The following is a 24,965-nucleotide window of genomic DNA, read 5'->3' on the forward strand; positions in this document are numbered from 1 at the left end:
CCGGCGGGGGAGTGCCGGGGGGCGCGCGGGTATGCGGGACCGGCCTTGGCCGGAAACATCGTCTTGACCCGGGCATGTCATGACACGACCATATGCGCGTCGCACAGGTCCATCCCCCACTCACGGACTCAGGAGACTGCCAGCATGCGACTCGTCAGCGCACGGAACACCCGACCGCCGAAAACCAGACGGAACGCCACCATCGCCGTCCTGCTCGCCCTGGGCCTCGCCGCTCCCGTCTCCGCCGTCGCCAGTGCCGACACCTCGGCGCGGGGCGCGGTGGTCGCGGCGGACGAGCAGACCTCGCAGTACGAGATCACGGGGCGCACCACCGCCGCCGCCCGCACCGAGATCGCCCGCGCCGGGGTCTCGGTCGACGAGGTGCACGACCACGGCATCGTGATCACCGCGGACGCCGCCCAGGCCAGGAAGCTCCGGGCGCGCGGCCATGTTCTGGAGGCTCTTCCCGCGCCGGAGGCCGAACCCGTCACGGCGGGCGGCGCCGGTGTGCTCGACTTCCCGCCGTCCGACTCCGGTTACCACAACTACGCCGAGATGAGCGCGGAGATCGACGCGCGCATCGCCGCGTACCCCTCGATCATGAGCAAGCGGGTGATCGGCAAGACCTACCAGGGCCGGGACATCGTCGCGGTCAAGGTCAGCGACAACGTCGGCACGGACGAGGCCGAGCCCGAGGTCCTCTTCACCGCGCATCAGCACGCCCGCGAGCACCTGACCGTCGAGATGGCGCTCTACCTGCTCCGTGAGCTCGGTGAGGACTACGGCACCGACTCCCGCATCACCCAGGCGGTCAACGGCCGCGAGCTGTGGATCGTGCCGGACGTGAACCCCGACGGCGGGGAGTACGACATCGCGTCGGGCTCGTACCGCAGCTGGCGCAAGAACCGGCAGCCCAACTCCGGCTCCACCTCCGTGGGGACCGACCTCAACCGCAACTGGGCCTTCAAGTGGGGCTGCTGCGGCGGATCCTCCTCCAGCACCTCCTCGGAGACCTACCGCGGTGCCGCGGCCGAGTCCGCGCCCGAGACGAAGGTCGTCGCCGACTTCGTCCGCGGCCGGGTGGTCGGCGGGAAGCAGCAGATCACGGCGGGCATCGACTTCCACACGTACAGCCAGCTGGTGCTGTGGCCGTTCGGCTACACGTACAGCGACACCGCCACCGGCATGAGCGCCGACGACCGCAACGCGTTCGCCGCCGTCGGCCAGAAGATGGGCGCGAGCAACGGCTACACCGCCGAGCAGTCCAGTGACCTCTACATCACCGACGGGTCGATCGACGACTGGCTGTGGGGCTCGCAGAAGATCTTCGGGTACACCTTCGAGATGTATCCCGGATCCGCCGCGGGCGGCGGTTTCTACCCGCCCGACGAGGTGATCGAGCGGGAGACCTCGCGCAACCGGGACGCGGTGCTCCAGCTGATCGAGAACGCCGACTGCATGTACCGGTCGATCGGCAAGGAGGCGCAGTACTGCGCCTGACGGCCGCGGGCGCGCGCGGGGCGTGCGGGGCACCGAGGGCGCATCGGAGAGGTACCCAACCGGTGCGTCCGAAGGTGGCCGATACGTCCCGCGCGCTCCCCCGCCCACGACGAGGCTGCGGCTTAGGGTGCCGATATGTGCGGAATCGTGGGTTACGTCGGTAGGCAGTCGGCGCAGGATGTCGTCGTCGCAGGTCTCAAGCGCCTCGAATACCGGGGCTACGACTCGGCGGGTGTCGCCGTTCTCGCGGACGGCGGGCTGGCCGCCGCGAAGCGGGCGGGCAAGCTCGTCAATCTGGAGAAGGAGCTGAAGGACCGGCCCCTTCCGGCCGGGAACACCGGCATCGGGCACACCCGGTGGGCCACGCACGGGGCGCCCAACGACGTCAACGCGCACCCGCATCTGGACAACGCGGGCCGGGTCGCCGTCGTGCACAACGGGATCATCGAGAACTTCGCCGCGCTCCGGCGCGAGCTCGCCGGGCGCGGGCACGCGCTGGGCTCGGAGACCGACACCGAGGTGGTCGCCCATCTGCTGGCCGAGGCGTTCTCCGGCTGCGGGGAACTGGCGGAGGCCATGCGCCAGGTGTGCCGGCGGCTGGAGGGGGCCTTCACCCTCGTCGCCGTGCACGCCGATCAGCCCGACGTGGTGGTCGGCGCCCGGCGGAACTCACCGCTCGTCGTGGGCGTGGGGGAGGACGAGTGGTTCCTCGCCTCCGATGTCGCCGCCTTCATCGCGCACACCCGGGCGGCGATCGAACTGGGGCAGGACCAGGTCGTCGAGCTGAGCCGGGCGGGCGTCGCCGTCACCGGGTTCGACGGGCGGACCGCCGAGGTGCGCGAGTACCACGTGGACTGGGACGCCTCCGCCGCCGAGAAGGGCGGCTACGACTACTTCATGCTCAAGGAGATCGCCGAGCAGCCCAAGGCGGTCGCGGACACCCTGCTCGGCCGGACCGACCGCGAGGGCTCCCTGCTGCTGGACGAGGTGCGCATCGCACCCGGCGTGCTCCGGGAGACCGACAAGGTCGTCGTCGTGGCCTGCGGGACCGCCTTCCACGCCGGGATGATCGCGAAGTACGCCATCGAGCACTGGACCCGGCTGCCCTGCGAGACCGAACTCGCCAGCGAGTTCCGCTACCGCGACCCGATCCTCGACCACCGCACCCTCGTCATCGCCATCTCGCAGTCCGGCGAGACCATGGACACGCTCATGGCCGTGCGCCACGCCCGCGAACAGGGCGCGAAGGTCCTCGCCATCTGCAACACGAACGGCTCGACCATCCCCCGGGAGTCCGACGCCGTCCTCTACACGCACGCCGGGCCCGAGGTCGCCGTCGCCTCCACCAAGGCCTTCCTCACCCAGCTGGTCGCCTGCTACCTCGTCGCCCTCTACCTCGGGCAGGTGCGCGGGACGAAGTGGGGCGACGAGATCCGGACCGTCGTACGCCAGCTCTCCGCGGTCTCCGGACAGGTCGAGCAGGTCCTCGCGACCATGGAGCCCGTGCGCGAACTGGCCCGGTCCGTCGCCGACAAGAACACCGTGCTGTTCCTCGGGCGCCACGTCGGCTACCCGGTCGCCCTCGAAGGCGCGCTGAAGCTCAAGGAACTCGCGTACATGCACGCCGAGGGCTTCGCCGCCGGTGAGCTCAAGCACGGGCCGATCGCGCTCATCGAGAAGGACCTGCCGGTCGTGGTGATCGTGCCCTCACCGCGCGGCCGTTCCCTGCTCCACGACAAGATCGTGTCGAACATCCAGGAGATCAGGGCCCGCGGCGCCCGCACCATCGTCATCGCCGAGGAGGGCGACGAGGCCGTCGCCCCGTACGCCGACCACCTCATCACCATCCCCGTTACGCCTACGCTGCTTCAGCCGCTGGTCTCCACCGTGCCCTTGCAGGTCTTCGCCTGCGAACTCGCGACGGCCCGCGGCAACGAGGTGGACCAGCCGCGCAATCTGGCGAAGTCCGTCACCGTGGAGTGAGCCGAGTGGGACGGGAGTGGCGAGAAGCATGACCAGGGGAGTGGCGAGGGTGAGCTTGTGATCATCGGGGTGGGGATCGACGTGGCCGAGATCGAGCGCTTCGGCGCCGCGCTGGAGCGTACGCCCCAGATGGCCCAGCGGCTGTTCGTGGAACGGGAGTTGACACTGCCCAGCGGGGAGCGGCGCGGTGTCGCGTCGCTGGCCGCCAGGTTCGCGGCGAAGGAGGCCCTGGCGAAGGCGCTCGGCGCGCCCGCCGGGCTGCTCTGGACCGACGCGGAGGTCTGGGTCGAGGACAGCGGGCAGCCCCGGCTGCGGGTGAGCGGTTCGGTCGCGGCGCGCGCCGCCGCGCTCGGCGTACGGAGCTGGCACGTCTCCCTCAGCCATGACGCGGGGGTGGCGTCGGCCGTGGTGATCGCGGAGGGTTGACCGTATGCGACGTGCGTACAGCGTGGAGACCGTACGGGCCGCCGAGGCGGCACTCATCTCACGGCTGCCGGAGGGCGCCCTGATGCAGCGGGCCGCCGCCGGGCTCGCCGTGGCCTGCGGCGATCTGCTGCGGCGCAACGGACGGGTGTACGGCTCCCGGGTCCTGCTCCTCGTCGGCAGCGGCGACAACGGCGGCGACGCGCTGTACGCGGGGGCCCGGCTGGCCCGGCGGGGCGCGGGGGTACGAGCCCTGCTGACCTCGCCCGACAAGGTCCACGCCGCCGGGCTCACCGCGCTGGAGGCGGCCGGCGGACAGGTGCTCGACAGCCCGGACGGGCTCGGCGCCGTCGATCTGATCGTGGACGGCATCACCGGGATCGGCGGACGCGGCGGGCTGCGCCCGGAGGCCGCCGCGCTGCTGCGGGCGCTGGCCGGGTCACGGGCCCCGGTCCTCGCGGTGGACCTGCCCAGCGGAGTGGAGGCCGACAGCGGGGAGATCCACGGGACGGCCGTGCGGGCGGACGCGACGGTCACCTTCGGCACGTACAAACCGGGGCTGCTCATCGACCCGGCCGCCGAACGGGCGGGCGCCCTGCGGCTCGTCGACATCGGCCTGGGGCCCGAGCTGCCCGAGCCGCCGGACCTGGAGGCCTTGCAGTACGCGGACGTGGCGGCCCTGCTGCCGGTCCCGGGCGGGGCGAGCGACAAGTACCGGCGCGGGGTCGTCGGCGTCGTCGCCGGCTCGGAGCGCTACCCGGGCGCGGCGGTGCTCGCGGTCGCGGGCGCGCTGCGGGGCGGTGCCGGGGCGGTGCGGTACGTCGGCCCCGGCGGGGACGCGGTGATCGCCCGCTATCCGGAGGCGCTGGTGCACGCCGGTCCGCCGTCGAGGGCCGGGCGGGTGCAGGCCTGGGTGGTGGGGCCGGGACTCGGCGACGGTACGGCGGCCGGGGCGGCGGTCGCCGATGTGCTGGCCTCGGACGTGCCGGTGCTCGTCGACGCGGACGGGCTGCGGCTGATGGACGCCGACGCCGTCCGTACGCGCGGCGCCGCCACCGTGCTCACCCCGCACGCCGGGGAGGCCGCCGCGCTGCTCGGCGTGCCGCGCGAGGAGGTCGAGGCCGGCCGGCTCGCCGCCGTACGGGAGCTGGCCGCCCGCTACCGCGCCACGGTCCTGCTCAAGGGGTCGACGACCCTGGTCGCCGAGGCCCGCGACACACCCGTACGGGTCAACCCGACCGGTACGTCCTGGCTCGCCACCGCGGGCAGCGGGGACGTGCTGTCCGGGCTGACCGGGTCCCTGCTGGCCGCCGGACTCGCCCCGCGCGACGCCGCGTCGGTGGGCGCCTATCTGCACGGCCTCGCGGCCCGGCACGGCTCGGACGGCGCACCGGTCGCCGCGCAGGACGTCGCCGACCGCGTCCCGGCCGCCTGGCGCGACGTACGGGCCGGGTGAGGGCGGCCCCGCGTCCCGGGCCCGCCCCGTGCCCCGGGCTGCGGGACGGGGGAGGCCGGTCCAGGGTGGAGAGCGGGGCATGAGCGGGAGCGGGCGAGAGGCGGTCGGTGCGGTGAGCGGTCCGGGCACGGGTTCCGTACGTGTACGCAGGGTCTACGACCCCCCGGAGGACGGTGACGGCACCCGGGTGCTCGTGGACCGGCTCTGGCCCCGGGGCGTGTCCAAGGAGCGGGCCGCGATCGACGTGTGGCTGAAGGACATCACCCCGTCCGACGAACTCCGCTCCTGGTACCACCAGGACCGCTCCGGCGCCCGGTACGACGGCTTCGTCGACCGCTACCGCAGCGAGCTGGGAGACCCTGCCCACACCGAGGCCGTCGACCGGCTGGCCGCCCTGGTGCGCGGGGGCGGACCGGTGACACTGATCACGGCCGTGAAGGACGTCTCCGTCAGCCATGTCCCGGTCCTGGTCGACCATCTGGAGCACGAGCTGAAGCACCGCCGACACCGCGGAAGCCCCCCGGCAGGCCCCTGACGGTCCCCGCGGCAGGGACTTTCGCGGGCTTTCACGAGCGGCTGCGGGACGGGTGGTCGAACGGATGACCGGGAGACGGTTGGCCGGGTGGGGGTGCGGACAGTGACGGGATGCCGCCCCACGCCTCTGAGAGACTGGGCGCGATGAACGAGACAGCGCCCCTGAGAGCCCGTGCCGAGATCGACCTCGCCGCCCTGCGCGCGAACGTGCGCGTCCTGCGCGCGCGGACGGGCGGAGCTCGGCTCATGGCCGTGGTGAAGGCCGACGCCTACGGGCACGGCGCGGTGCCCTGCGCCAGGGCGGCGCTGGAGGCGGGCGCGACCTGGCTCGGCACCGCCACCCCGCACGAGGCGCTGGCCCTGCGCGCGGCCGGGCTCGACGGCCCGCTCATGTGCTGGCTGTGGACACCCGGCGGCCCCTGGCGCGAGGCGATCGAGGCCGGCATCGACGTGTCGGTCAGCGGGATGTGGGCGCTGCGCGAGGCCTCCGCCGCGGCGGAGGCGGCCGGCCGGCCGGCCCGTATCCACCTCAAGGCCGACACCGGTCTCGGCCGCAACGGCTGCCAGCCCGCCGACTGGTCGCACCTGGTCGCCGAGGCCCGCGCCGCCGAGAAGGCCGGCCGGGTCCGGATCACCGGTCTCTGGTCCCACTTCGCCTGCGCCGACGAACCGGGCCACCCCTCGATCGCCGCCCAGCTCGGCGTGTTCCGCGACATGGTGGCGTACGCGGAGAAGGAGGGCGTCGAGCCCGAGGTGCGGCACATGGCCAACTCCCCGGCGACGCTGACCCTCCCCGAGGCGCACTTCGACCTCGTCCGGACCGGGATCGCGATGTACGGCATCTCGCCCGGCCCGGAGGTGGGCACGCCCGCCGACTTCGGACTGCGCCCCGTGATGACGCTCGCCGCGTCCCTCGCCCTGGTCAAGGAGGTCCCGGCCGGGCACGGCATCAGCTACGGGCACCACTACACGACCTCCGCCGGAACGACCCTCGGCCTGATCCCCCTCGGCTACGCGGACGGCATCCCGCGTCATGCCTCGGGGCGCGGCCCCGTCCTCGTCGACGGCCGCGTGCGCACGATCGCGGGCCGCGTGGCCATGGACCAGTTCGTCGTCGACCTCACGGGCGACCGGCCGGAGCCCGGCGCGGACGCCGTGCTGTTCGGACCCGGCGACCGGGGCGAGCCGACCGCCGAGGACTGGGCGGTGGCCGCCGGCACCATCGCGTACGAGATCGTCACCCGGATCGGGGCCCGGGTGCCCCGGGTGTACACGAACGAGCAGGACGAGCCGCACGAGATCCCGACCGACAACGACTAGGAGCGCGGCACGGTGAGCGAGAGCAGCGCGGGGGACGTGGCGGCGGCGACGGCCGCAGCGGCGGCAGGCTGGCGCCGTGCGGGCATCGCGGGCGCCGCGATAGGAGTCATCGCGGCGGGCGCGGCGGCCGGGGTCGCGGTCGAGCGGCTCACCGTGGGCCGGGGCATGCGGAAGAAGGCCCGCCTCGCGCTGGACGCCACCGGCCCCTACGGCTCGCTGCGCGGCATGCCGGGGCGGGCGGTCGCGGACGACGGGACCGAGCTGTACTACGAGGTCGACGAGACCGAGCCCCCCGCCCCGGCGGAGGCGGGCGAGGGCGGCGCCGGCTCGCGGCGGCGACGGCTGTTCGGGCGGAAGGCCCCCGCACCGGTCACCGTCGTCTTCAGCCACGGCTACTGCCTCAGCCAGGACTCCTGGCACTTCCAGCGGGCGGCCCTGCGCGGTCTGGTGCGCACGGTCCACTGGGACCAGCGCAGCCACGGCCGGTCGGAGCGCGGCCGGGCCCAGGCCGACGGCGTACCGGTCGGCATCGACCAGCTCGGCCGCGATCTGAAGGCGGTCATCGACGCGGCGGCGCCCGAGGGCCGGCTCGTCCTGGTCGGGCATTCGATGGGCGGCATGACGATGATGGCGCTCGCCGACCAGTACCCGGCGCTGATCCGGGACCGGGTGGCCGCCGTCGCGTTCGTCGGCACATCGAGCGGGAAGCTCGGCGAGGTGAGCTTCGGGCTGCCGGTGGCGGGTGTGAACGCGGTGCGCCGGGTGCTGCCCGGGGTGCTCAAGGCGCTCGGCTCGCAGGCGGAGCTGGTGGAGCGGGGGCGGCGGGCGACGGCCGACCTCTTCGCGGGGCTGATCAAGCGGTACTCGTTCGGATCGCGCGACGTGGACCCGGCGGTGTCGCGGTTCGCCGAGCGGCTGATCGAGTCCACCCCGATCGATGTGGTCGCCGAGTTCTATCCCGCCTTCACCGAACACGACAAGAGCGGGGCGCTGCCCGCCTTCCGCGACCTCCCGGTGCTGATCCTGGCGGGCGACAAGGACCTGGTCACGCCCAGTTCGCACAGCGAGGCCATCGCGGACGTGCTGCCGGACGCCGAGCTGGTGATCGTGCCGGACGCGGGGCACCTGGTGATGCTGGAGCACCCGGAGACCGTCACCGACCGTCTCGCCGACCTGCTGGTACGGATCGGGGCGGTGCCTGCGGCTAACGTTGGCGAGCATGGAAGCACCGCACAACAGCCCGGCCGCTGAGACGTCCCCGGGCGCAGAGGTCCCCGTCACGGTACGGATCGCCGTCGAGTCCCCCGAACAGATGGGGGAGCTGGGCCGCCGCCTCGCCCGCGTCGTGGCCCCCGGCGACCTGGTCATGCTCACCGGCGAACTGGGTGCCGGGAAGACGACGCTGACCCGGGGGCTCGGTGAGGGCCTCGGGGTGCGCGGCGCCGTCACCTCCCCCACCTTCGTGATCGCCCGGGTCCACCCGCCCCTGGGGACGGGTCCGGCGCTGGTCCACGTCGACGCGTACCGCCTGGGCGGCGGGCTCGACGAGATGGAGGACCTGGACCTCGATGTGTCGCTGCCGGATTCGGTGGTGGTCGTGGAGTGGGGCGACGGCAAGGTCGAGGACCTGTCGGAGGACCGGCTCCAGGTGTTCATCGACCGGGCGGTCGGCGACACGGACGACGAGCGGCGCGAGGTGACGCTGGTGGGCATCGGGGCGCGCTGGGCGGGGCTGCGGGCGGAGCTGGCGTAGAGCGGGGCGCCGGGGCGCGTACGGGACGGGGCCGCGGCGGGCCGGGCGAGGTCCGTGCGGGGCCGGAGCGCGGGGAGTGCCCCGACCGGTGCCGCGGGCCCGCTCAGTAGTCTGAACCCCGTTCGGCACTGATCTCGGGGGACATCGCATGGAACACCTACGCCAGGACGACCCTGCCCGGATCGGGCCGTACGTCCCGCTGGCCGCGCTGGACGCGCGGGACGGTGGCCGCCCCGTCCCCGACCGCCGCTATCTCGCCCGCGCGGCCGACGGCGAGCGCACCGTCCTCGTCTGTGTCCCGCGCGCCGACGCCGATCCGGCGCGGTGGGCCGAGGAGGCGCAGCAGGCGCTCCGGCTGTCCGTCCCGGGCTTCCTCCCGGTGACGGAGGCGGCGTACGACCCGGCCGGATTCCCCTGGTACGCGGCGCCCTACACACCCGTACTGCCCCTCCCCGCAGCGCTGGCGGCCCACGGGGGACCGCTGCCGGAACGGTTCGTCCGTGCCCTCGGGGCGGCCCTGGCCAACGCGCTCGCGGCGGCCCACGCCCAGGGCGTGACCCATGCCGGGGTGTCCCCGTCGGCCGTCCTGCTCACGGCGGACGGGCCGTGGCTGGCCGGATTCGGCGCGGTGCGCGCGGCGGGACCCGACGGCACGGCGCGCGTGGGCCCGGAGCCCGGCGGACTCGCCCCGGAGCAGCTCACGGGCGGACGCCCGCGCCCCCTCGGTGATGTGTACGGGCTGGGAGCGGTGCTCTCGTACGCGAGCACCGGACATGTCGTGCCCGAGAGCGCGGAACTGCCCGCCTCCCTGCGCCCGTTGATCACCGCCTGCCTGGCCCGCGACCCGGCCGCCCGCCCGGACGCGGCACGCCTCGCCGCCGGACCCGGAGCGGGGGCCGCGGGCTTCCCGGGGCCGGGTGCGGGGACGGGTGACGGGCCGGGGACGGGTGCGCCCGGGGCCACCGTGCTCGACGCCGCCTTCCCCGTACCGCTGCCCGCGCGGGTCGTCGCCGGACTCGTCCGGCAGTCCGCCGCGGCCCTCGCGGCCGAGCTCCCACTGTCCACCACCGTTCCTACCGCCCGGGGCTGACGGCCGATGTTCTCTCCGCTCACCCACGACGACCCGCACTCCCTCGGCGGCCACCGCCCCCTCGCCCGGCTCGGCAGCGGCGGCATGGGCACCGTCTATCTGGCCCGCTCCGGCGGCGGGCGCACCGTGGCCCTGAAGACGATGCACGCCCGCATCGCGTCCGACCCCGCCTTCCGTACCCGCTTCCGGCTCGAAACCGAGGCCGCCCGCGTCATCGGCCCCGTCCACGGCGCCAGGGTCTTCGAGGCCGATCCCGCCGCCGAAACCCCCTGGCTGGCAACGGAGTACGTCCTCGGGCCGCCGCTCGACGAGGCGGTGCGGCTCGCCGGGCCGCTGCCCGAGACGGCGGTACGGGCCCTGGGCGCCCTGCTCTGCGCGGCCCTGACCCAGCTGCACCTGTCGGGCGTCGTCCACCGCGACCTCAAGCCGTCCAACATCATGCTCACGGCGGACGGCCCCAAGGTCATCGACTTCGGCATCGCCCGCGCCCTCGGGGACGAGCGGCTGACCCGCACCGGAGCGGCCGCCGGTACGCCCGCGTACATGTCCCCGGAACAGGCCACCGGCCAGGAACACACCTCGGCCGGTGATGTGTTCGCCCTCGCGGGGGTGCTCACCTGGGCCGCGAGCGGACACGGTCCCTTCGGCTCCGGGCTGCCCGCGGACCTGCTCTACCGGGTCCGTTACACCACCCCCGACCTCACCGGTGTGCCCGCGGCCCTGGTCCCCGTGCTGGCCCGCTGCCTGAGCAAGGACCCGGCCGGCCGGCCCACCACCACCGCGCTCGCCGACGAACTCGCCCCGCCCGCAGGTGAGTTCGCCGACCAGCTGCCCGAACCCCTGCTCATGGAGATGGCCCGTCGCGCGGCGGCGGTCTGGGCCGTCACCCCCCACCGCCTGCCGCCGCCCGCCGGCCATGAGCACGAGCACGGCCACGGTCCCGCGCTCGCCGGGACGGCCGTGGACGGGGCCGGGCCCGGCATGTCCCGCCGCCGTGTGCTCGCCCTGGGAGGCGCGGGACTGCTCGGCGCGGCCGGGGTGGCGGCGGGGGCCCGGTATCTGACGGGGGCCGACGACGACGGTCCGGAGAAGGGCGCCGCCGGCCAGAACCCCTCCAAGGGCCCCGCCTCGGACCAGCTCTGGCAGGTGCGGGCCGACTACGGGATCAGCCCCCGTGTACCACCGGCTCCGCTGCTCCTGGAAGAGCTCGTGGTGGTCGCCGACAGTGCCAGCACGCTCCAGGCGCTGGACCCGAGGACCGGCAAGGCCCGGTGGACGGACCTCGACACCTACCGCTTCCACCAGGTCACCAGCGACGGCGAACAGATCTACGCCATCGAGTTCCCCTTCGAGGAGACCGACCCGCTGACCATCGGCACGGTGGGGCTCGGCGACGGGAAGCTCACCACACCCTTCGCCCGGCTTCCCGACCTGCGGGGACGGTTCTTCGAGAACCAGCTGCTCTGTGTCGCGGACGGCACCCTGTACGCGGTCGGCGGCCGGGGACCCTACTCGACGGACGGATTCCTCAAGGCCCAGACCTGGTCGCTGCTGGCGCTCGACAGCCGTACGGGAGCGACCCGCTGGTCCCAGCCGCTTCCCGCGCGGCCGGACGGGTCCGAACCGCTGCACTTCCTGACGGCTCAGGTCCGGGGCCGGTATCTCGTTCTCGTCCAGCAGTCCGCGAAGGGCGGGATCAGCCTGGCCGTCCGCGACACCCGCACCGGGCGCCGGCTCTGGAGCCGGCCGCTCGACGGGGACGGGCCCGCCTTCACCCGGGCCCGCTTCGCGGTCGACGACCGGCATGTCTACACGGGCTCCGGCGCACTCCTCGCGCTCCGGCTGGCCGACGGCGCGCAGGCGTGGCGGTACGCGAGGGGGAGCGCCGGGGCCGCGTACGGCCCGCCGGCCGTCGAGGGCGGCGTGGTGTATGCCGTGGAGCAGGACCGGGGCGTCGTCGCGGTCGGGGCCGGTGACGGGAAACCGCGCTGGACGGAGAAGGGCCGCGCCGACACCGGGACCGTTCTGGACGTGGCACCCGCCGTGAGCGGCGGCCGGGTGTACAGCGCGTCCGCGTCGGGGCTGACCGTCACGGACGCGCGTACCAGCGTCTCGTCCCGCCCCTACAGGGCCGCGGTCGGCCGGTACTTCCCGCACGAGGGCTCGGGCACGCTCATCGCGCTCGGCGACGCGTACGCCGCGGCGTACCCCCTGGGCTGAACGCACCGGACCCTCGCGCCCTCAGGCGCGGAGCGGCCCCGTACCCGTACCCCCGTACCGCGCCACCCCCGTCACCGCACTCACGGAAAGCACCGCTGAAACATGAAGCCCCTGGAAACCGGCGACCCGATCCGACTCGGCCCGTACCACCTGCGCGGTGTGCTGGGGGAGGGCGGCATGGGCAAGGTGTACGTGGGACAGGACGGGCAGGGGCGTGCCGCCGCCGTGAAGGTCCTGCACTCCCACCTCGCGCACGACCGGAATCTGGCGCAGCGCTTCGTCCGCGAGGCCCGGATGGCGCAGGCCGTCACCGGTGAGGGAGTGGCCCGGGTGCTGGACACCCGGACCGAGGGCGGGCGCCCCTGGATCGCCACCGAGTTCCTCGTCGGCCCGGACCTGGAAGAGGCGGTGCGCGCGTACGGTCCGCTCGACGAGTCCGGGGTGCGGGTCCTGGCGGTGGCGCTGGCCCGCGCGCTCCAGGACATCCATGCCGCCGGTCTCGTCCACCGCGACCTGAAACCCGCCAACATCGTCCTCACCTCGGCGGGTCCCCGGATCATCGACTTCGGCATCGCCCGCCCCGAGCACGGGTTCACCCTGACGGTGACCGGGCAGGTCCCGGTCACACCGGGATACGGCGCCCCCGAGCAGGCGCTCGGCCGGCGCGTGGGTCCGGCGGCGGACGTCTTCTCGCTCGGCGCCGTGCTCGTGTACGCGGCGAGCGGGCAGCGCGCGTACGAGGGGGCGCACGTCGCGGCGGTGCAGTACGAGGTGGTCCACGGGGAGCCGCGGCTGGACCGGGTCCCTCCCGTGCTGCGGCCCCTGATCGCGCCGTGTCTGGCCAAGGACCCCGCGCACCGGCCCGTGCCGGAGCAGCTGGCCGGGGCCTTCGACCCGCCGCGCGGCGCCGACCGCGTCTGGCGGCAGGGCCCGCTCGCGCAGGACGTCTCGGCGCGCGAGCGCAGCCTCCACGAGCTGACCACCACCGTGCCGGGCCGGGGCGCGGGCGCCGCCGCCGTCACCGGGGGCCCGGTGACGCGCCGCCGTCTGCTGACCGCGCTGGCGGTCGGCGGGGCGGTGGCGGCGGCCGGGGGCGGCGCGGTGTGGTGGAGCGGACGGGAGAGCGGCGGGGGCCCGTTCGACATACCGCCCGCCGTGCCGACGCCGAAGCTCCGCGCCCTGTCCACGGAGCGGGGCGACTATGTGAACGGGCAGACCCCGAAGCCGCTGTGGACCGTGGCCTCGGCGGTCGGCACGAATACCCCGGCGCCCCTTCCGGTGCGCGATGTGATCGTCGCCGGGGCGAAGGGCGGCGGTCTCGTGGCGCGGAGCGTCGTCGACGGTTCGGAGAAGTGGAAGGCACCCGATGTCACGGCGGGCAGCCGCTATGCGGCGCTCTCCGGAAGGCTGGTGGCCGCGGCCGACCGGAAGGGCGTGCTCCGCACGTTCGTCGCCTCGACGGGCGAGCCGAAGTGGACGGCGGAGGCGGAGGTGGCTTCCGTCCTGGCCGCCGACGACGACGCGGTGTACGTGGTCACCGGGGACGGCCGGGTGCGTGCCGTCGGCCGGTCCGACGCGAAGGTGCGCTGGACCGCCGAGGCCGGGATCTCCCTCACCGCGGAGTCCGGGGCGCGCGGTGCCACCGCGCCGGGGCGGCTGATCGTCGTCGGGGGCGGCGGCGTGGCGGCGTTCGCCACCGGCGACGGGCGCAGGGCATGGGTCCGGCGCGGGCAGTCCACGGGCCGCCCCGGGCTCGCCGTCTCGGGGGACACCGTCGTCGTGAGCGGCAACCGTCTGGCGGCGCTGGACGCCGGTGACGGCAAGGAGCGCTGGGCCGTGGACACCTTCGGGAAGGTGCGGGGGGTGCCGGTCTCCTCCGGTCCGCCGACCCTTCACGGCACGCATGTGTACGCGGCCGTCACCGGATTCCCCCGGCGTCTGGCAATCGCCGACGGAAAGCCCACCGACTGGACCTACGAGGGGCTGGTCCAGTGCGACCCGCCCAGCCCGCTCCTCGTCCAGGGCCACGGCTTCTGGTCGGTGGCCGTCAACGCGAAGGCCAGCGGCATCAACGTTCTGGACCTGGACCTTGAGCGGGAGCCATGGGTGTTCCCCCTGATCAAGAACGTCGACCGCTACTGGATCACGGCCGACGGCGGGCGGGTCTTCCTGCTCGACGGGGCGTCGCTCACCGCGCTGCCGGTCTTCTGAGCGCACTCTTTCCGACAAGCCGTCGGTAAATTGTTGCGCGGGGCGCGGTGGGCGTGGTCACATGGAGTGGAGATCTGGTTAGGTCTGCCTAACCACGCCCTCCAGTGGAGCCCGGGAGGCATCCATGCCGACGTCCGAGCATGAAGCGCAGCCGCAGCCGTCGCAGTCCCCGACGCCTCGGCCGAAGCCGTCCGCCCTGTCGATGAAGGATCTGCTGGCCTCCTGCGCGGCGGCCACGGCGGTGTCGACACCGCCCGCGTGCGCGGAGGGCGAACCGGACGGCGGAGCGGTGACCGGCGTGCGGCGCGACGCGGCGTAGGACCTCGCCCGGATCATCCCGGCAGGGCGGCCCGGAGGCCGGTGGGGGCTCGGACTCCGGCGCCCGGACCTCTGTTGCGGGGTGACGGCGCCCGGTCCCTCAGTTGCGGGAGGGGGCGCCCGGTCCGCTACGGGACGACGACGACCTTGACGCCGACGGTCGCGAACGTCCACACCGCGTCCCCGTCCGCCCGCTTCATCCGCACGCCGCCGGTCTTCGATGTCGGGTCCGGGCTCTCCATCGAGCCGTCCTGCGCCGCGCTGAAGCCCACGACCACATCGCCGACGTTCGCGAACCGCACCACGTGCTCGACCAGCACGCCGTCCGATCCCTGGAGGCTGCCGGAGCGCGAGGTCACCCCGTACGTCCCGGGCAGCGGGCTGACGGCGCTCGGCATCACGGTGAACGTGTGCTCCGCCTTCTCCTTCGCGTTCACCAGCCACACCCGGCGGTCCGCGAGCGCGTAGACGACGCGCGCCCCGGTGCCGGAATCGGCCGGGACGGCGAGCGGGCGCACCGGCTTCTCGGGCTTCGTGGAGGGGTGGGGCGAGGCGGAGACCGAGGCGGACGCCTTCGGGGTGACGGAGGCCACCGACTCCGGCGCGTTCGCCGATGCCTGGTAGGCGAGGAAGCTGACCACGGCGACGGCCGCCGCAGTGAGCCCGGCCACGATTCCCGAGCTTCCTCTTGCCACCGTGAGCTCCCCTTTCGCACGCCACCCAGGGCATGTCATACAAGCGTTTACGTCGTATACGCGTATCCACGGTGACGGTAGCAGCCGGGGCGGGGCAGATCGGTACGACGGACGGGCGCCGTGCCTTTGTCGGCGGAGCCGTAGGCTGTTTGCGTGCTCTTGCTCGCTGTGGATACCGCCACCCCCGCCGTCACCGTCGCCCTTCACGACGGGAGATCCGTCATCGCGGAGTCCGGTCAGGTCGACGCCCGCCGGCACGGGGAACTGCTGCTGCCCGCCGTCGACCGGGTCCTCGCCGAGGCCGGGGTGAAACTCGACGCCGTGACCGGTCTGGTCGTCGGCGTGGGCCCCGGACCGTACACCGGGCTCCGGGTCGGCCTGGTCACCGCCGCCACCTTCGGCTCCGCCCTCTCCGTACCGGTGTACGGGCTGTGCACGCTGGACGGCCTCGCGTACGCCGCCGGGCTCGCCGGGCTGGAGGGCCCGTTCGCCGTGGCGACGGACGCGCGCCGCAAGGAGGTCTACTGGGCGCGGTACGAGGACTCCCGTACCCGTACCGGTGAACCCGCCGTCGACCGGCCGGCCGACATCGCCGGGCAGCTGGCGGGTCTCCCCGTGGTCGGGGCGGGCGCGGTGCTGTATCCCGAGGCGTTCGGCGACGCCCGCGGACCCGAGCACGTCTCGGCCGGGGCGCTGGCCGCGCTCGCCGCCGAGCGGCTGGCCGCCGGAGCCGAGCTGCTGCCTCCGCAGCCGCTCTATCTGCGCAGGCCCGACGCGCAGGTGCCGAAGAACTACAAGGTGGTCACCCCCAAGTGAGGACCACGGCCGCTGTGCTGCGCGAGATGCGCTGGTGGGACATCGCACCGGTGCTGGAGCTGGAGCACGAGCTGTTTCCGGACGACGCCTGGTCGCCCGGCATGTTCTGGTCCGAGCTGGCGCACTCCCGCGGGCCGGGGGCCACCCGCCGCTATGTCGTCGCCGAGGACCCGGCCACCGGGCGGATCGTCGGCTACGCGGGACTCGCGGCCCTCGGAGACCTCGCCGACGTCCAGACGATCGGGGTGATCCGTGAGTACTGGGGCGGTGGTCTGGGCTCCGAACTCCTCACCGATCTGCTGAAGCACGCCACGGCCTTCGAGTGCGCCACGGTGCTCCTCGAAGTCCGCGTCGACAACACCCGGGCGCAGAAGCTGTACGAACGCTTCGGATTCGAGCCGATCGGCTTCCGGCGCGGCTACTACCAGCCGGGCAACATCGACGCGCTCGTCATGCGCCTCCACGTACAAGAAACTGAGACTGACTGATGGCTGACGAACCGCTCGTACTCGGTATCGAGACCTCCTGCGACGAGACCGGCGTGGGCATCGTGCGAGGGACGACGCTGCTCGCGGACGCCGTGGCGTCCAGCGTCGACACGCACGCCCGCTTCGGCGGGGTGGTCCCGGAGATCGCCTCCCGCGCCCATCTGGAGGCGATGGTCCCCACCATCGAGCGCGCCCTGAAGGAAGCCGGGATCAGCGCCCGTGACCTGGACGGCATCGCGGTCACGGCCGGTCCCGGGCTCGCCGGGGCGCTGCTGGTCGGCGTCTCGGCGGCCAAGGCGTACGCGTACGCCCTGAACAAGCCGCTCTACGGGGTCAACCACCTCGCCTCGCACATCTGCGTCGACCAGCTGGAACACGGCCCGCTGCCCGAGCCGACCATGGCGCTGCTGGTCAGCGGCGGGCACTCCTCGCTGCTGCTGGCCCCGGACATCACGAACGACGTACGGCCGCTGGGCGCGACCATCGACGACGCGGCGGGGGAGGCCTTCGACAAGATCGCCCGGGTGCTGAACCTCGGCTTCCCCGGCGGCCCGGTCATCGACCGGCTGGCCAAGGAGGGCGACCCGGGGGCGATCGCGTTCCCGCGCGGGCTGAGCGGGTCGCGCGACCCGGCGTACGACTTCTCCTTCTCCGGCCTCAAGACCTCGGTCGCCCGCTGGATCGAGGCGAAGCGGGCGGCGGGCGAGGAGGTGCCGGTACGGGACGTGGCGGCGTCGTTCCAGGAGGCCGTGGTGGATGTGCTCACCCGCAAGGCCGTCCGGGCGTGCAAGGACGAGGGCGTCGACCATCTGATGATCGGTGGCGGGGTCGCGGCCAACTCGCGGCTGCGGGCGCTGGCCGAGGAGCGCTGCGAGCGGGCCGGTATCCGGCTGCGGGTGCCCCGGCCGGGGCTCTGCACGGACAACGGGGCGATGGTCGCGGCACTGGGCGCGGAGATGGTGGCCCGCAACCGGCCCGTCTCGGACCTGGGGCTGTCGGCGGACTCCTCGCTCCCGGTGACCGAGACCCATGTGCCCGGCGAGCCCGGCCACGGTCACGGTCACGGCGATGGTCACGGTCACGGCCATGGACACGCTCACGGCCACACGCACGATCACGACCATGTGCACGAGATCAGCAAGGACAACCTGTACTCATGAGCGATTCGACCGTCGCGCTGATGTGGGAGGCCCGCGCCACCGAGGGGCGGGGCGCCGAACTGCTGGAGTGGGCACGGGCCCGGACGGGCGAGCTGGCCCGCGAGCCGCTCCGCAGCGAACTGCTGCGCGCCCCCCAGGACCGGGTCCTGGTGATCACCTGGTGGGAGGGGGAGTACGGGGACGAGCTGCCCGAACTCCCCGAGCCGGAGGCCGGCCTGATCACCCGGGCGGTGCACCGCTGGCGCTTCGAGTCCCTCGGCTGATCAGCCCCTCGATGATCGCGTCGAGTTCGTCGGCGACCTCGTAGTCGGCGGCGTACTCGCGCCACCGGTCCTTGACCGCCGTGAGGTGCGGCAGTGTGTCCGCGTCCTCGGCGGTGACCATCTCGGGGAAGTACCGCGTGCTCGGCGGGTTCTCGGCCCTGCGGGCCGCCGCCCTGCGGAAGACCAGGTCGCCGTAGACGTAGCTCCAGATCGTCCGGTAGGCGCGCACCGAGCGGGCGGGGGAGAGGCCGCAGGCGAGCGCGGAGCCGATGATCTCCTCCACCATCCACAGCGCGTTCCTGTCGGTCAGCTCGCCCAGCGCCAGGATGTCCAGCACCCACGGCATCCGGCCGAGGATGTCGTGCATGTGCACGGACACGGCGAGCAGCCGCGCGCGCGGGTCGGTGGGCAGCTCCGGCCGCGGGAAGGCCGCCGCCGTGCCGGACAGGGTGAGCATCAGCAGCTCGTCCTTGTCCTTCACGTAGTGGTAGAGCGCCATCGGCGTGCTGCCGAGCTCCTTCGCCACCCGCCGCATGCTCAGGGCTCCGACGCCCTCTTCCTCGATGATCCGGCGCGCGGTGGCGACCATCGCGTCCGGGTCCAGCCTGCGGGGCCGTCCCACGGATCGCTTCCTCGCCGGTTGTTCCTTCTCTGTCCCTGACACCGGGGCATTGTCTCCCGCGCCCGTCACATCTCTCCCCACGGGGCCGTTGTGGTTCATGTCTTCCTCCAGTGCGTCCGCGATCAATTTTTATACGCGTATAGTAATTTTCGGGCCGAGAGATGTGAGAGAAGGGGAAGTCGTGAACAGTGACGCGAAGCACGTGCGTTGGCTGCTTGTCGTGGCGCTCACCGTGCAGTTCCTGGTGTCGTTGGACATGTCCGTGGTGAACGTGGCGCTGCCCGACATCCGCAGCGATCTCGGCTTCGGCCGGGACGGCCTGCTGTGGGTCGTGAACGCCTACGCCCTGGCCTTCGGCGGGCTGCTCATGCTCGGTGGGCGCCTCGCCGACCTGATCGGCAGCCGCCGGGTCCTGACCGCGGGCCTGGTGCTGTTCGGGGTGGCGAGCCTGGCGGGCGGTCTGGCGCAGTCGCCGGGCGCGCTGGTCGCGGCGCGGGCGGTGCAGGGGGTCGGCGCGGCGGCGCTCGCCCCGGTGGCCTTCGCCCTGATCACCCTCGCCTTCCCGGCCGGGCCCGCCCGCTCGCGCGCCCTGGGGCTGTGGGGCATGTCCGGTGCGGCGGGCGGCGCGGTCGGCGTGCTCGCGGGCGGGCTGCTCACGGACGCGGCGGGCTGGCGGTCCGTGATGCTGGTGAACGTGCCGATCGTGGCCTTCGCACTGGCCGCGTCGGTGCGTACGGGCCTCACCGCCCGGCCCGTCCGGACCGGCGCCCGGCTCGATGTGGCGGGGGCGCTGCTGGCCACCGCCGGTACGACGCTGCTGGTCCTCGGGCTCGTACGGACCGCGGACCACCCCTGGGGCTCCGCCACCACCCTGGGCACGCTCGGCGCCGCGGTGCTGCTGCTGGCGGCCTTCATCGCCGTCGAACTGCGGACCGAGTCGCCGCTGCTGCGGCCGGGCCTGCTGAAGGGGCGGCCGGTGCTGACGGCGAACCTGTTCTGCCTGCTGCTGTCCTCGGGCCAGTTCGCCGCGTTCTACTTCGTCTCGCTCTACCTCCAGCTGGTGCTGGGCTACGGGCCGACGGCGGCCGGTGCCGCGTTCCTGCCGTTCTGCGTGGGCGTCGTGGCGGGCTCGATCCTCGCCACCCGTACGGTCGCGGCGCTCGGCACCCGGCGGCTGCTGGCCACCGGCGGGGCGATCGCCGCGCTCGGCATGGCCGGGTTCGCGGCGACGGCCACGGCGGACGGCGGCTTCCTTCATTCGGTCCTCGGCCCGTCCCTGGTGACGAGCTTCGGCGTCGGCCTGTGCTTCGTGCCGCTCGGCACGGCCGCCACGACAGGGGTCGTGCCCGGTGAGACGGGCATGGCGTCCGGGCTGCTCAACAGCGCCCGCCAGGTCGGCGGCTCGCTGGGCCTCGCGGTCCTGGTCACCGTCGCCGCCCAGGTGACCGGCGGCGGCTCCGGGCGCTCCGAACTGGCCTCCGGCTATGTGGCGGCCTTCTGGGTCTGCTCAGGGCTCCTGGCGCTGGCCGCGCTGGCGGCGCTGGTGCTGCTCCCCGCGGGTGAGCGGGCCTCGGCCGCGGCCGGGGCGGAGGGGGCGACGGGCGTGTCCCGATGAGTCCGGGGGGCGCCGGAGGTCTACCTTCCACAGCATCCGGCGCCCCGCCGGCCGGTCCGAGGAGGAGACGGCCATGCAGAAGATCAAGCCATGTCTGTGGTTCGACAACCAGGCGGAGGAGGCGGCCGGCCACTATGTGTCCGTCTTCGGGGGCGACTCCCGGATCGTGGACATCGCCCACTACACCGAGGCGTCCCCCGGTGCGACCGGCTCGGTGATGACCGTGGAGTTCGTCCTCGCGGGCCAGGAGTACATCGCGCTCAACGGCGGCCCGGAGTTCTCGTTCACCGAGGCGGTCTCGCTCTCCGTCGACTGTGCCGACCAGGCCGAGGTGGACCACCTGTGGGACGCGCTCTCCGAGGGCGGCGAGGAGAGCATGTGCGGCTGGCTCAAGGACAAGTACGGGCTGTCCTGGCAGATCGTCCCGCGTGCGCTGGGAGAACTGCTCGGCGGCCCGGACAGGGCCAGGGCCGAGCGGGTCATGACGGCCATGCTGGGCATGCGGAAGCTCGACGTCCAGGCGCTGCGCGACGCGTGACCCGGCCGCCGGGACCTCGGCGTTCCTCGCCCGGGACGACGGGACGGCCCTCGGGCCCGTGCGGGTGGCGCGGCGCGGATGACTCGCGACCGGCGCCTCATGGGCCTGGTCGGGCGACCGCTCGAAGACGCCCGCGCTCTCGCGTACGGGTTCGTGCGCGGGCGAGTGCCGCGCCGGAGCCCTTCCGCCCGCCGGTAGTGTCTGGGGCATGTCATGCCGCTCGCCGTTGCCGCCGCCCCCGCCGCCTGCGGAGATCCGCTCCTGGCCCGACCGCGAGACGCTGCTCGCCGACCGTGACGTGGTCCTCGGCGAGCTGGTCAGGATGCATGTGGGGCGGGGCCGGCTCGGGCTGCTGTGGATGTGGGGGGCGCTCGCCGCGCTCGGCTGGTCCTTCGTGGGGACCGCGCTCATCATGTTCGAGGAGACGTACGACGTGTTCAGCGCGATCGGCGCGCTCGTCGCCCTCGTCCTCGGCTTCGCGCTCCTGGTGCCGTCCGGCATCTTCGTGTCGCTGGGCCTGGGCCGGGACCGGAAGGTCCGTCAACTGCTCCTGGAATGGGGCGCGCTGGACCGCGATCCGGCCCGCGACCGGCGGCTGCGGCTTCCCGGGACCAGCCTCGCCTGGCTGCTGATGTCCTTCGCGCTGTGCGCGGTCGGCCTGTTCGCGTGCACGGCCGCGCCGGCGGGTGCCGCGGCCGAGGACCCGTACGGGCTGCTGGTTCTGGTGATGGGGGTCGGACTGATCGCCTGGGTGATCGGTCTGATCGGCATCACCAAGGCGCTCACGCACCGCCGTTGGGTGGTACGGGTCCTGATGGGAGCCGCTTCCCGGCCACCGGTGCCGGCGGCCGGCGGGGCGCCCCGCTGACGGGGCACCGGCTCACCCGCCGACGGGGTGGCCGATCAGCATCGTCGGGGCACCGGCCACCCGGGTCAGGAACACGGTGGCCGAATGCGGCCCCCGGAGCTTCATGCGCCGCCGCAGCTCCTCCGGTTCGATGGCCGAACCGCGCTTCTTGACGGTCAGGACGCCGACCTCCCGCTCCCGCAGCAGGGCCTTCAGCTTCTTCATGCCGAACGGGAGCCGGTCGGTGATCTCGTACGCCGTCGTGTACGGCGAGGTGTACGCCGTGTCGCTCGTGATGTACGCGATCGTCTCGTCGATCAGCCGCCCGCCGCACCGCTCCACGATGTCGGCGACCAGATGGGCGCGGATGACCGCGCCGTCCGGCTCGTACAGATAGCGGCCGACCGGGCCGACCGGCGGGGCGGGCAGCGGGGCCGCCGCGGTGAGGGTCGCCGCCGAGGGCAGGAGCGTGGCCCGGTACGAGCCCGGCGTGAAGCCCTCGCCGAACCAGAGCACCGCCTCCTTCACATCGCCGCCGTCCGAGATCCACTCCGCCTCGGCCTGCGGTCCGATCGCCTCGTGCGGGACGCCGGGGGCGATCTTCAGCGCCGCCCTGGGGGCCTTCAGCGCGGTCGCGGTCGCCCACGACAGCGGTGGTGAGTACGCCTCCGGGTCGAAGATCCGGCCCCGCCCGCCCCGCCGGGCGGGGTCGACGAAGACCGCGTCGTACGGGGACGTGCCGATCTCCGTGACATCGGCGCACCGCACCTCGATCAGGTCCGCCAGCCCGAGCGCCTCGGCATTGGCGCGGGCGACCTCGGCGGTCAGCGGGTCGCGGTCCACGGCGAGCACCCGGATCCCGGCGCGCGCCAGGGCGATGGCGTCCCCGCCGATCCCGCAGCACAGGTCCGCCACGCTCCGTACGCCGAGCGAGGCGAACCGCCCGGCGCGGTGGGCGGCGACCGATGTGCGGGTGGCCTGCTCCACACCGTTGGGCGTGAAGAACATCCGGTACGCGTCCTCGGCGCCGAACTTCGCCACCGCGCGCTGCCGCAGCCGCGCCTGCCCCAGCGCCGCCGACACCAGGTCCGCCGGGTGCGTACGGCGCAGCCGGGTGGCGGTGGCCAGCTCCTGCGCGGGGTCGTGGTCCCGCAGCGCGGCCAGGAGCCCGGTGCCCTCCGGCGTGCGCAGGGCGGCGAAGGCGGCGAGCGGGTCCGTGGGGCCGGCGGGACCGGTGGGGGTAGGTGCGTTCACCCGGTCCATTGTGAGCCAGGTTCCGTGTGAGCCAGCCGGGGGACCGGGCGATTGCGGTGGCGGTGTCGGGGCGGGGGCCCGGTGACGGGCTGGCAGGATGCGGCGCCATGCAGCCAGTAAGACAAAAGGAAGAATTGGCCATGAAGAGGCGCAGACCGGTCTCCTCGGTTCTGGTGGCGCTGCTGGTCGCCGTGATCGGCTCCGGATGCGCCGCCGGCCCGGAGGGCGGCGACGCGGGCGCCCCGGACAAGCGGGGCGGGGCCGCCTCCGGACAGCCGGGCGGACCGGCCCAGCAGGCCGGACCCGCCCGCGCTCCGGACACGTACGCCCAGGAGGCCGAGCGGAAACAGGCCGCCCGTGCCGTCGCGGCGAAGAAGTGGGGGCTGGCCGGGGTCCCGCTGGCCGCCCCGGCGCCGCCGGCCGTGAAGCCGCGCATCACCACCCGTGAGGGCTTCGAGGTCACGGACGGCGACGCGCTGCCGCCCGTCTTCACCACCGTTCCCACCAAGGAGCGGATCGTCTTCCTCACCATGGACGACGGCGCGGAGAAGGACCCCGAGCTGCTGCGGATGATGACGGAACTCGACATCCCGTACAGCGCGTTCCTCAGCGACTACGTCATCAACGACGACTACGGCTACTTCGCGCAGATGCAGAAGCGCGGCGTCACCCTCAACAACCACACGCTGAACCACCGCTATCTGCCCGGCCTCTCGTACGGCGAGCAGAAGAAGGAGATCTGCGACCAGCAGGCCAAGATCGAGAAGCGCTACGGGAAGCGGCCCACGCTCTTCCGGCCGCCGTACGGCAACTACAACCGCGACACCCTGGCCGTCGCGAAGTCCTGCGGGGTGACGGCCGTGCCCCTGTGGTCCGCCGAGGCGTTCCCCGACCACATGGAATGGCGCGAGTGGGACCGGGACCTGCACCCGGGCGACATCATCCTCACCCATTTCCGGGGGCGCGAGGACTGGAAGGGCTCCATGCCGGACATGATCCGACGGGTCATGAAGACGATCACCGACAAGGGGTACGCGGTGGCCAGGCTGGAGGACTACGTATGACGCGCGCGCACCGGCTGCTGGCCGGGCTGCTGACGGCCGGTGCGCTCCTCACCGTCACCGCCGGGTGCGCGCAGTCGGTGGACCCGATCGAACGGCTGGGACGCAAGGCGGCCCAGCAGATGGGCGGCCGGTCGCCGTCACCGAAGTCCGCGGTGCTCAAGGGGGGCCGCGGCGCGTGCGGTCAGCGACCGCTCGCCGCGCGGTCCTCCGCGCCCCACGCGGCGCGGCCCTCCGCGCGACGCGAGGGTGGTGAATTGGCACTCCGCTTGACCGAGTGCTAATCGCGGTCATAGTCTCAGGTCTGGCACTCCCCCCTGGAGAGTGCCAGCACCACTGTGCGGCAGGGCAGGTCCGGCACCCGCGACGACGGATCGACCTGGTCGCCACCCAAAGACTGTTAAACCCCGTGAGATCTCCGAAGGGGGAGACCGGATCGTGTCGACCACCAGCACCAAGGTTGCGATCAAGCCGCTTGAGGACCGCATTGTGGTCCAGCCGCTCGACGCCGAGCAGACCACGGCTTCTGGCCTGGTCATTCCGGACACCGCCAAGGAGAAGCCCCAGGAGGGCGTCGTCCTGGCCGTGGGCCCGGGCCGCTTCGAGAACGGCGAGCGCCTTCCGCTCGACGTCAAGACCGGCGATGTCGTTCTGTACAGCAAGTACGGCGGCACCGAGGTGAAGTACAACGGCGAGGAGTACCTCGTCCTCTCGGCCCGCGACGTGCTCGCGATCGTCGAGAAGTAATTCACCCACGTTTGCTTCTGTTCTGCGCCCCTGGCCCCCTGCGAAATAACT

The 24,965-nt window shown here is 73.5% G+C and carries 25 protein-coding genes; 22 read left to right on the forward strand and 3 right to left on the reverse strand.

The window, feature by feature from the left end:
* Positions 1-144 precede the first annotated feature (144 nt).
* From ABT170_RS37650 to ABT170_RS37705, 12 genes are all read left to right on the forward strand, one after another.
* Complete coding sequence (locus tag ABT170_RS37650; RefSeq protein WP_329946534.1) at positions 145-1,500, forward strand: M14 family metallopeptidase; 1,356 nt, start codon at positions 145-147, stop codon at positions 1,498-1,500.
* 135 nt (positions 1,501-1,635) lie between these two features.
* Positions 1,636-3,483: a glutamine--fructose-6-phosphate transaminase (isomerizing) gene (glmS, locus tag ABT170_RS37655; RefSeq protein WP_329946533.1), complete on the forward strand. Its 1,848-nt coding sequence runs from the start codon at positions 1,636-1,638 to the stop codon at positions 3,481-3,483.
* 57 nt (positions 3,484-3,540) lie between these two features.
* Positions 3,541-3,909, forward strand: coding sequence for a holo-ACP synthase (locus ABT170_RS37660; RefSeq protein ID WP_266922968.1), 369 nt, complete (start codon positions 3,541-3,543; stop codon positions 3,907-3,909).
* A 4-nt stretch (positions 3,910-3,913) separates the two neighbouring features.
* A complete protein-coding gene (locus ABT170_RS37665) occupies positions 3,914-5,362 on the forward strand; it encodes an NAD(P)H-hydrate dehydratase (RefSeq protein ID WP_329946532.1) in 1,449 nt (482 codons plus the stop codon).
* A gap of 79 nt (positions 5,363-5,441) precedes the next feature.
* On the forward strand, positions 5,442-5,897 hold the full coding sequence (locus ABT170_RS37670) for a DUF488 domain-containing protein (RefSeq protein WP_351875209.1): 456 nt from the start codon (positions 5,442-5,444) through the stop codon (positions 5,895-5,897).
* Between the two features lie 143 nt (positions 5,898-6,040).
* A complete protein-coding gene (alr, locus tag ABT170_RS37675; RefSeq protein ID WP_351875212.1) occupies positions 6,041-7,216 on the forward strand; it encodes an alanine racemase in 1,176 nt (391 codons plus the stop codon).
* 12 nt (positions 7,217-7,228) lie between these two features.
* Positions 7,229-8,467 carry an alpha/beta fold hydrolase gene (locus ABT170_RS37680; RefSeq protein WP_329946529.1) on the forward strand — a complete coding sequence of 413 codons (1,239 nt, stop codon included), beginning with the start codon at positions 7,229-7,231 and terminating at the stop codon, positions 8,465-8,467.
* Positions 8,436-8,969, forward strand: a complete 534-nt coding sequence (tsaE, locus tag ABT170_RS37685) for a tRNA (adenosine(37)-N6)-threonylcarbamoyltransferase complex ATPase subunit type 1 TsaE (RefSeq protein ID WP_351875216.1) — start codon at positions 8,436-8,438, stop codon at positions 8,967-8,969. Before ABT170_RS37680 ends, tsaE begins: the two co-directional genes overlap by 32 nt.
* A gap of 148 nt (positions 8,970-9,117) precedes the next feature.
* Positions 9,118-10,059, forward strand: coding sequence for a protein kinase family protein (locus tag ABT170_RS37690; RefSeq protein ID WP_329946527.1), 942 nt, complete (start codon positions 9,118-9,120; stop codon positions 10,057-10,059).
* Between the two features lie 6 nt (positions 10,060-10,065).
* A complete protein-coding gene (locus tag ABT170_RS37695; protein ID WP_351875219.1) occupies positions 10,066-12,279 on the forward strand; it encodes a serine/threonine-protein kinase in 2,214 nt (737 codons plus the stop codon).
* A gap of 102 nt (positions 12,280-12,381) precedes the next feature.
* Positions 12,382-14,490, forward strand: coding sequence for a protein kinase domain-containing protein (locus ABT170_RS37700; RefSeq protein ID WP_351875222.1), 2,109 nt, complete (start codon positions 12,382-12,384; stop codon positions 14,488-14,490).
* A gap of 124 nt (positions 14,491-14,614) precedes the next feature.
* Positions 14,615-14,809 carry a hypothetical protein gene (locus ABT170_RS37705; protein WP_329946524.1) on the forward strand — a complete coding sequence of 65 codons (195 nt, stop codon included), beginning with the start codon at positions 14,615-14,617 and terminating at the stop codon, positions 14,807-14,809.
* A 127-nt stretch (positions 14,810-14,936) separates the two neighbouring features.
* Here ABT170_RS37705 and ABT170_RS37710 read toward each other — a convergent pair whose 3' ends face one another.
* Positions 14,937-15,479 carry a hypothetical protein gene (locus ABT170_RS37710; RefSeq protein WP_351875225.1) on the reverse strand — a complete coding sequence of 181 codons (543 nt, stop codon included), beginning with the start codon at positions 15,477-15,479 and terminating at the stop codon, positions 14,937-14,939.
* A 177-nt stretch (positions 15,480-15,656) separates the two neighbouring features.
* Between ABT170_RS37710 and tsaB the strand changes: the two genes are divergently transcribed.
* The 4 genes from tsaB to ABT170_RS37730 are packed head-to-tail and all read left to right on the forward strand — an operon-like array spanning position 15,657 to position 18,230.
* Positions 15,657-16,319 carry a tRNA (adenosine(37)-N6)-threonylcarbamoyltransferase complex dimerization subunit type 1 TsaB gene (tsaB, locus tag ABT170_RS37715; protein ID WP_266922979.1) on the forward strand — a complete coding sequence of 221 codons (663 nt, stop codon included), beginning with the start codon at positions 15,657-15,659 and terminating at the stop codon, positions 16,317-16,319.
* A complete protein-coding gene (gene rimI, locus ABT170_RS37720; protein WP_329946522.1) occupies positions 16,316-16,807 on the forward strand; it encodes a ribosomal protein S18-alanine N-acetyltransferase in 492 nt (163 codons plus the stop codon). The genes tsaB and rimI overlap by 4 nt, the downstream gene beginning before the upstream one ends.
* Positions 16,807-17,967 carry a tRNA (adenosine(37)-N6)-threonylcarbamoyltransferase complex transferase subunit TsaD gene (gene tsaD, locus ABT170_RS37725; RefSeq protein ID WP_351875229.1) on the forward strand — a complete coding sequence of 387 codons (1,161 nt, stop codon included), beginning with the start codon at positions 16,807-16,809 and terminating at the stop codon, positions 17,965-17,967. Before rimI ends, tsaD begins: the two co-directional genes overlap by 1 nt.
* Entirely contained in the window at positions 17,964-18,230 is a 267-nt protein-coding gene (locus ABT170_RS37730) for a hypothetical protein (protein ID WP_329946520.1), read from the forward strand. The genes tsaD and ABT170_RS37730 overlap by 4 nt, the downstream gene beginning before the upstream one ends.
* Here the strand turns inward: ABT170_RS37730 and ABT170_RS37735 are convergent.
* Positions 18,187-18,894: a TetR/AcrR family transcriptional regulator gene (locus ABT170_RS37735; protein WP_329946519.1), complete on the reverse strand. Its 708-nt coding sequence runs from the start codon at positions 18,892-18,894 to the stop codon at positions 18,187-18,189. The two genes, ABT170_RS37730 and ABT170_RS37735, sit on opposite strands and share 44 nt — an antisense overlap.
* A gap of 139 nt (positions 18,895-19,033) precedes the next feature.
* On the opposite strand from ABT170_RS37735, the gene ABT170_RS37740 reads away from it, so the two are divergent.
* From ABT170_RS37740 to ABT170_RS37750, 3 genes are all read left to right on the forward strand, one after another.
* Positions 19,034-20,467, forward strand: coding sequence for an MFS transporter (locus ABT170_RS37740; RefSeq protein WP_329946518.1), 1,434 nt, complete (start codon positions 19,034-19,036; stop codon positions 20,465-20,467).
* A 73-nt stretch (positions 20,468-20,540) separates the two neighbouring features.
* Positions 20,541-21,005 (forward strand): VOC family protein, encoded by a 465-nt coding sequence (locus ABT170_RS37745; RefSeq protein ID WP_329946517.1) that lies wholly within the window; start codon positions 20,541-20,543, stop codon positions 21,003-21,005.
* A 208-nt stretch (positions 21,006-21,213) separates the two neighbouring features.
* Entirely contained in the window at positions 21,214-21,873 is a 660-nt protein-coding gene (locus ABT170_RS37750; protein ID WP_351875235.1) for a hypothetical protein, read from the forward strand.
* A 12-nt stretch (positions 21,874-21,885) separates the two neighbouring features.
* On the opposite strand, the gene ABT170_RS37755 is transcribed toward ABT170_RS37750, so the two are convergent.
* Positions 21,886-23,115: a THUMP-like domain-containing protein gene (locus tag ABT170_RS37755; protein ID WP_351875238.1), complete on the reverse strand. Its 1,230-nt coding sequence runs from the start codon at positions 23,113-23,115 to the stop codon at positions 21,886-21,888.
* Between the two features lie 131 nt (positions 23,116-23,246).
* On the opposite strand from ABT170_RS37755, the gene ABT170_RS37760 reads away from it, so the two are divergent.
* The 3 genes from ABT170_RS37760 to groES all read left to right on the forward strand — a co-directional run bounded on the left by ABT170_RS37760 (position 23,247) and on the right by groES (position 24,914).
* On the forward strand, positions 23,247-24,170 hold the full coding sequence (locus ABT170_RS37760; protein WP_351875241.1) for a polysaccharide deacetylase family protein: 924 nt from the start codon (positions 23,247-23,249) through the stop codon (positions 24,168-24,170).
* Positions 24,167-24,451, forward strand: a complete 285-nt coding sequence (locus ABT170_RS40745) for a hypothetical protein (RefSeq protein ID WP_502970629.1) — start codon at positions 24,167-24,169, stop codon at positions 24,449-24,451. Before ABT170_RS37760 ends, ABT170_RS40745 begins: the two co-directional genes overlap by 4 nt.
* Before the next feature lie 154 nt (positions 24,452-24,605).
* Positions 24,606-24,914, forward strand: coding sequence for a co-chaperone GroES (gene groES, locus ABT170_RS37770; protein WP_185299054.1), 309 nt, complete (start codon positions 24,606-24,608; stop codon positions 24,912-24,914).
* Positions 24,915-24,965 lie beyond the last annotated feature (51 nt).

It is taken from the genome of Streptomyces sp. NPDC001787 (genome assembly GCF_040297465.1).
In the GTDB taxonomy this organism is placed as follows: Bacteria; Actinomycetota; Actinomycetes; order Streptomycetales; family Streptomycetaceae; genus Streptomyces.

What these genes read in the sequence shown, in the direction of transcription:
- ABT170_RS37650 (WP_329946534.1), top strand. Translation starts at nt 145, where the DNA reads ATGCGACTCGTCAGCGCACGGAACACCCGACCGCCGAAAACCAGACGG.
- glmS (WP_329946533.1), top strand. Translation starts at nt 1,636, where the DNA reads ATGTGCGGAATCGTGGGTTACGTCGGTAGGCAGTCGGCGCAGGATGTC.
- ABT170_RS37665 (WP_329946532.1), top strand. Translation starts at nt 3,914, where the DNA reads ATGCGACGTGCGTACAGCGTGGAGACCGTACGGGCCGCCGAGGCGGCA.
- ABT170_RS37670 (WP_351875209.1), top strand. Translation starts at nt 5,442, where the DNA reads ATGAGCGGGAGCGGGCGAGAGGCGGTCGGTGCGGTGAGCGGTCCGGGC.
- alr (WP_351875212.1), top strand. Translation starts at nt 6,041, where the DNA reads ATGAACGAGACAGCGCCCCTGAGAGCCCGTGCCGAGATCGACCTCGCC.
- tsaE (WP_351875216.1), top strand. Translation starts at nt 8,436, where the DNA reads ATGGAAGCACCGCACAACAGCCCGGCCGCTGAGACGTCCCCGGGCGCA.
- ABT170_RS37690 (WP_329946527.1), top strand. Translation starts at nt 9,118, where the DNA reads ATGGAACACCTACGCCAGGACGACCCTGCCCGGATCGGGCCGTACGTC.
- ABT170_RS37695 (WP_351875219.1), top strand. Translation starts at nt 10,066, where the DNA reads ATGTTCTCTCCGCTCACCCACGACGACCCGCACTCCCTCGGCGGCCAC.
- ABT170_RS37700 (WP_351875222.1), top strand. Translation starts at nt 12,382, where the DNA reads ATGAAGCCCCTGGAAACCGGCGACCCGATCCGACTCGGCCCGTACCAC.
- ABT170_RS37705 (WP_329946524.1), top strand. Translation starts at nt 14,615, where the DNA reads ATGCCGACGTCCGAGCATGAAGCGCAGCCGCAGCCGTCGCAGTCCCCG.
- tsaD (WP_351875229.1), top strand. Translation starts at nt 16,807, where the DNA reads ATGGCTGACGAACCGCTCGTACTCGGTATCGAGACCTCCTGCGACGAG.
- ABT170_RS37730 (WP_329946520.1), top strand. Translation starts at nt 17,964, where the DNA reads ATGAGCGATTCGACCGTCGCGCTGATGTGGGAGGCCCGCGCCACCGAG.
- ABT170_RS37745 (WP_329946517.1), top strand. Translation starts at nt 20,541, where the DNA reads ATGCAGAAGATCAAGCCATGTCTGTGGTTCGACAACCAGGCGGAGGAG.
- ABT170_RS37750 (WP_351875235.1), top strand. Translation starts at nt 21,214, where the DNA reads ATGTCATGCCGCTCGCCGTTGCCGCCGCCCCCGCCGCCTGCGGAGATC.
- ABT170_RS37755 (WP_351875238.1), bottom strand. Translation starts at nt 23,115, where the DNA reads ATGGACCGGGTGAACGCACCTACCCCCACCGGTCCCGCCGGCCCCACG.
- ABT170_RS37760 (WP_351875241.1), top strand. Translation starts at nt 23,247, where the DNA reads ATGAAGAGGCGCAGACCGGTCTCCTCGGTTCTGGTGGCGCTGCTGGTC.
- ABT170_RS40745 (WP_502970629.1), top strand. Translation starts at nt 24,167, where the DNA reads ATGACGCGCGCGCACCGGCTGCTGGCCGGGCTGCTGACGGCCGGTGCG.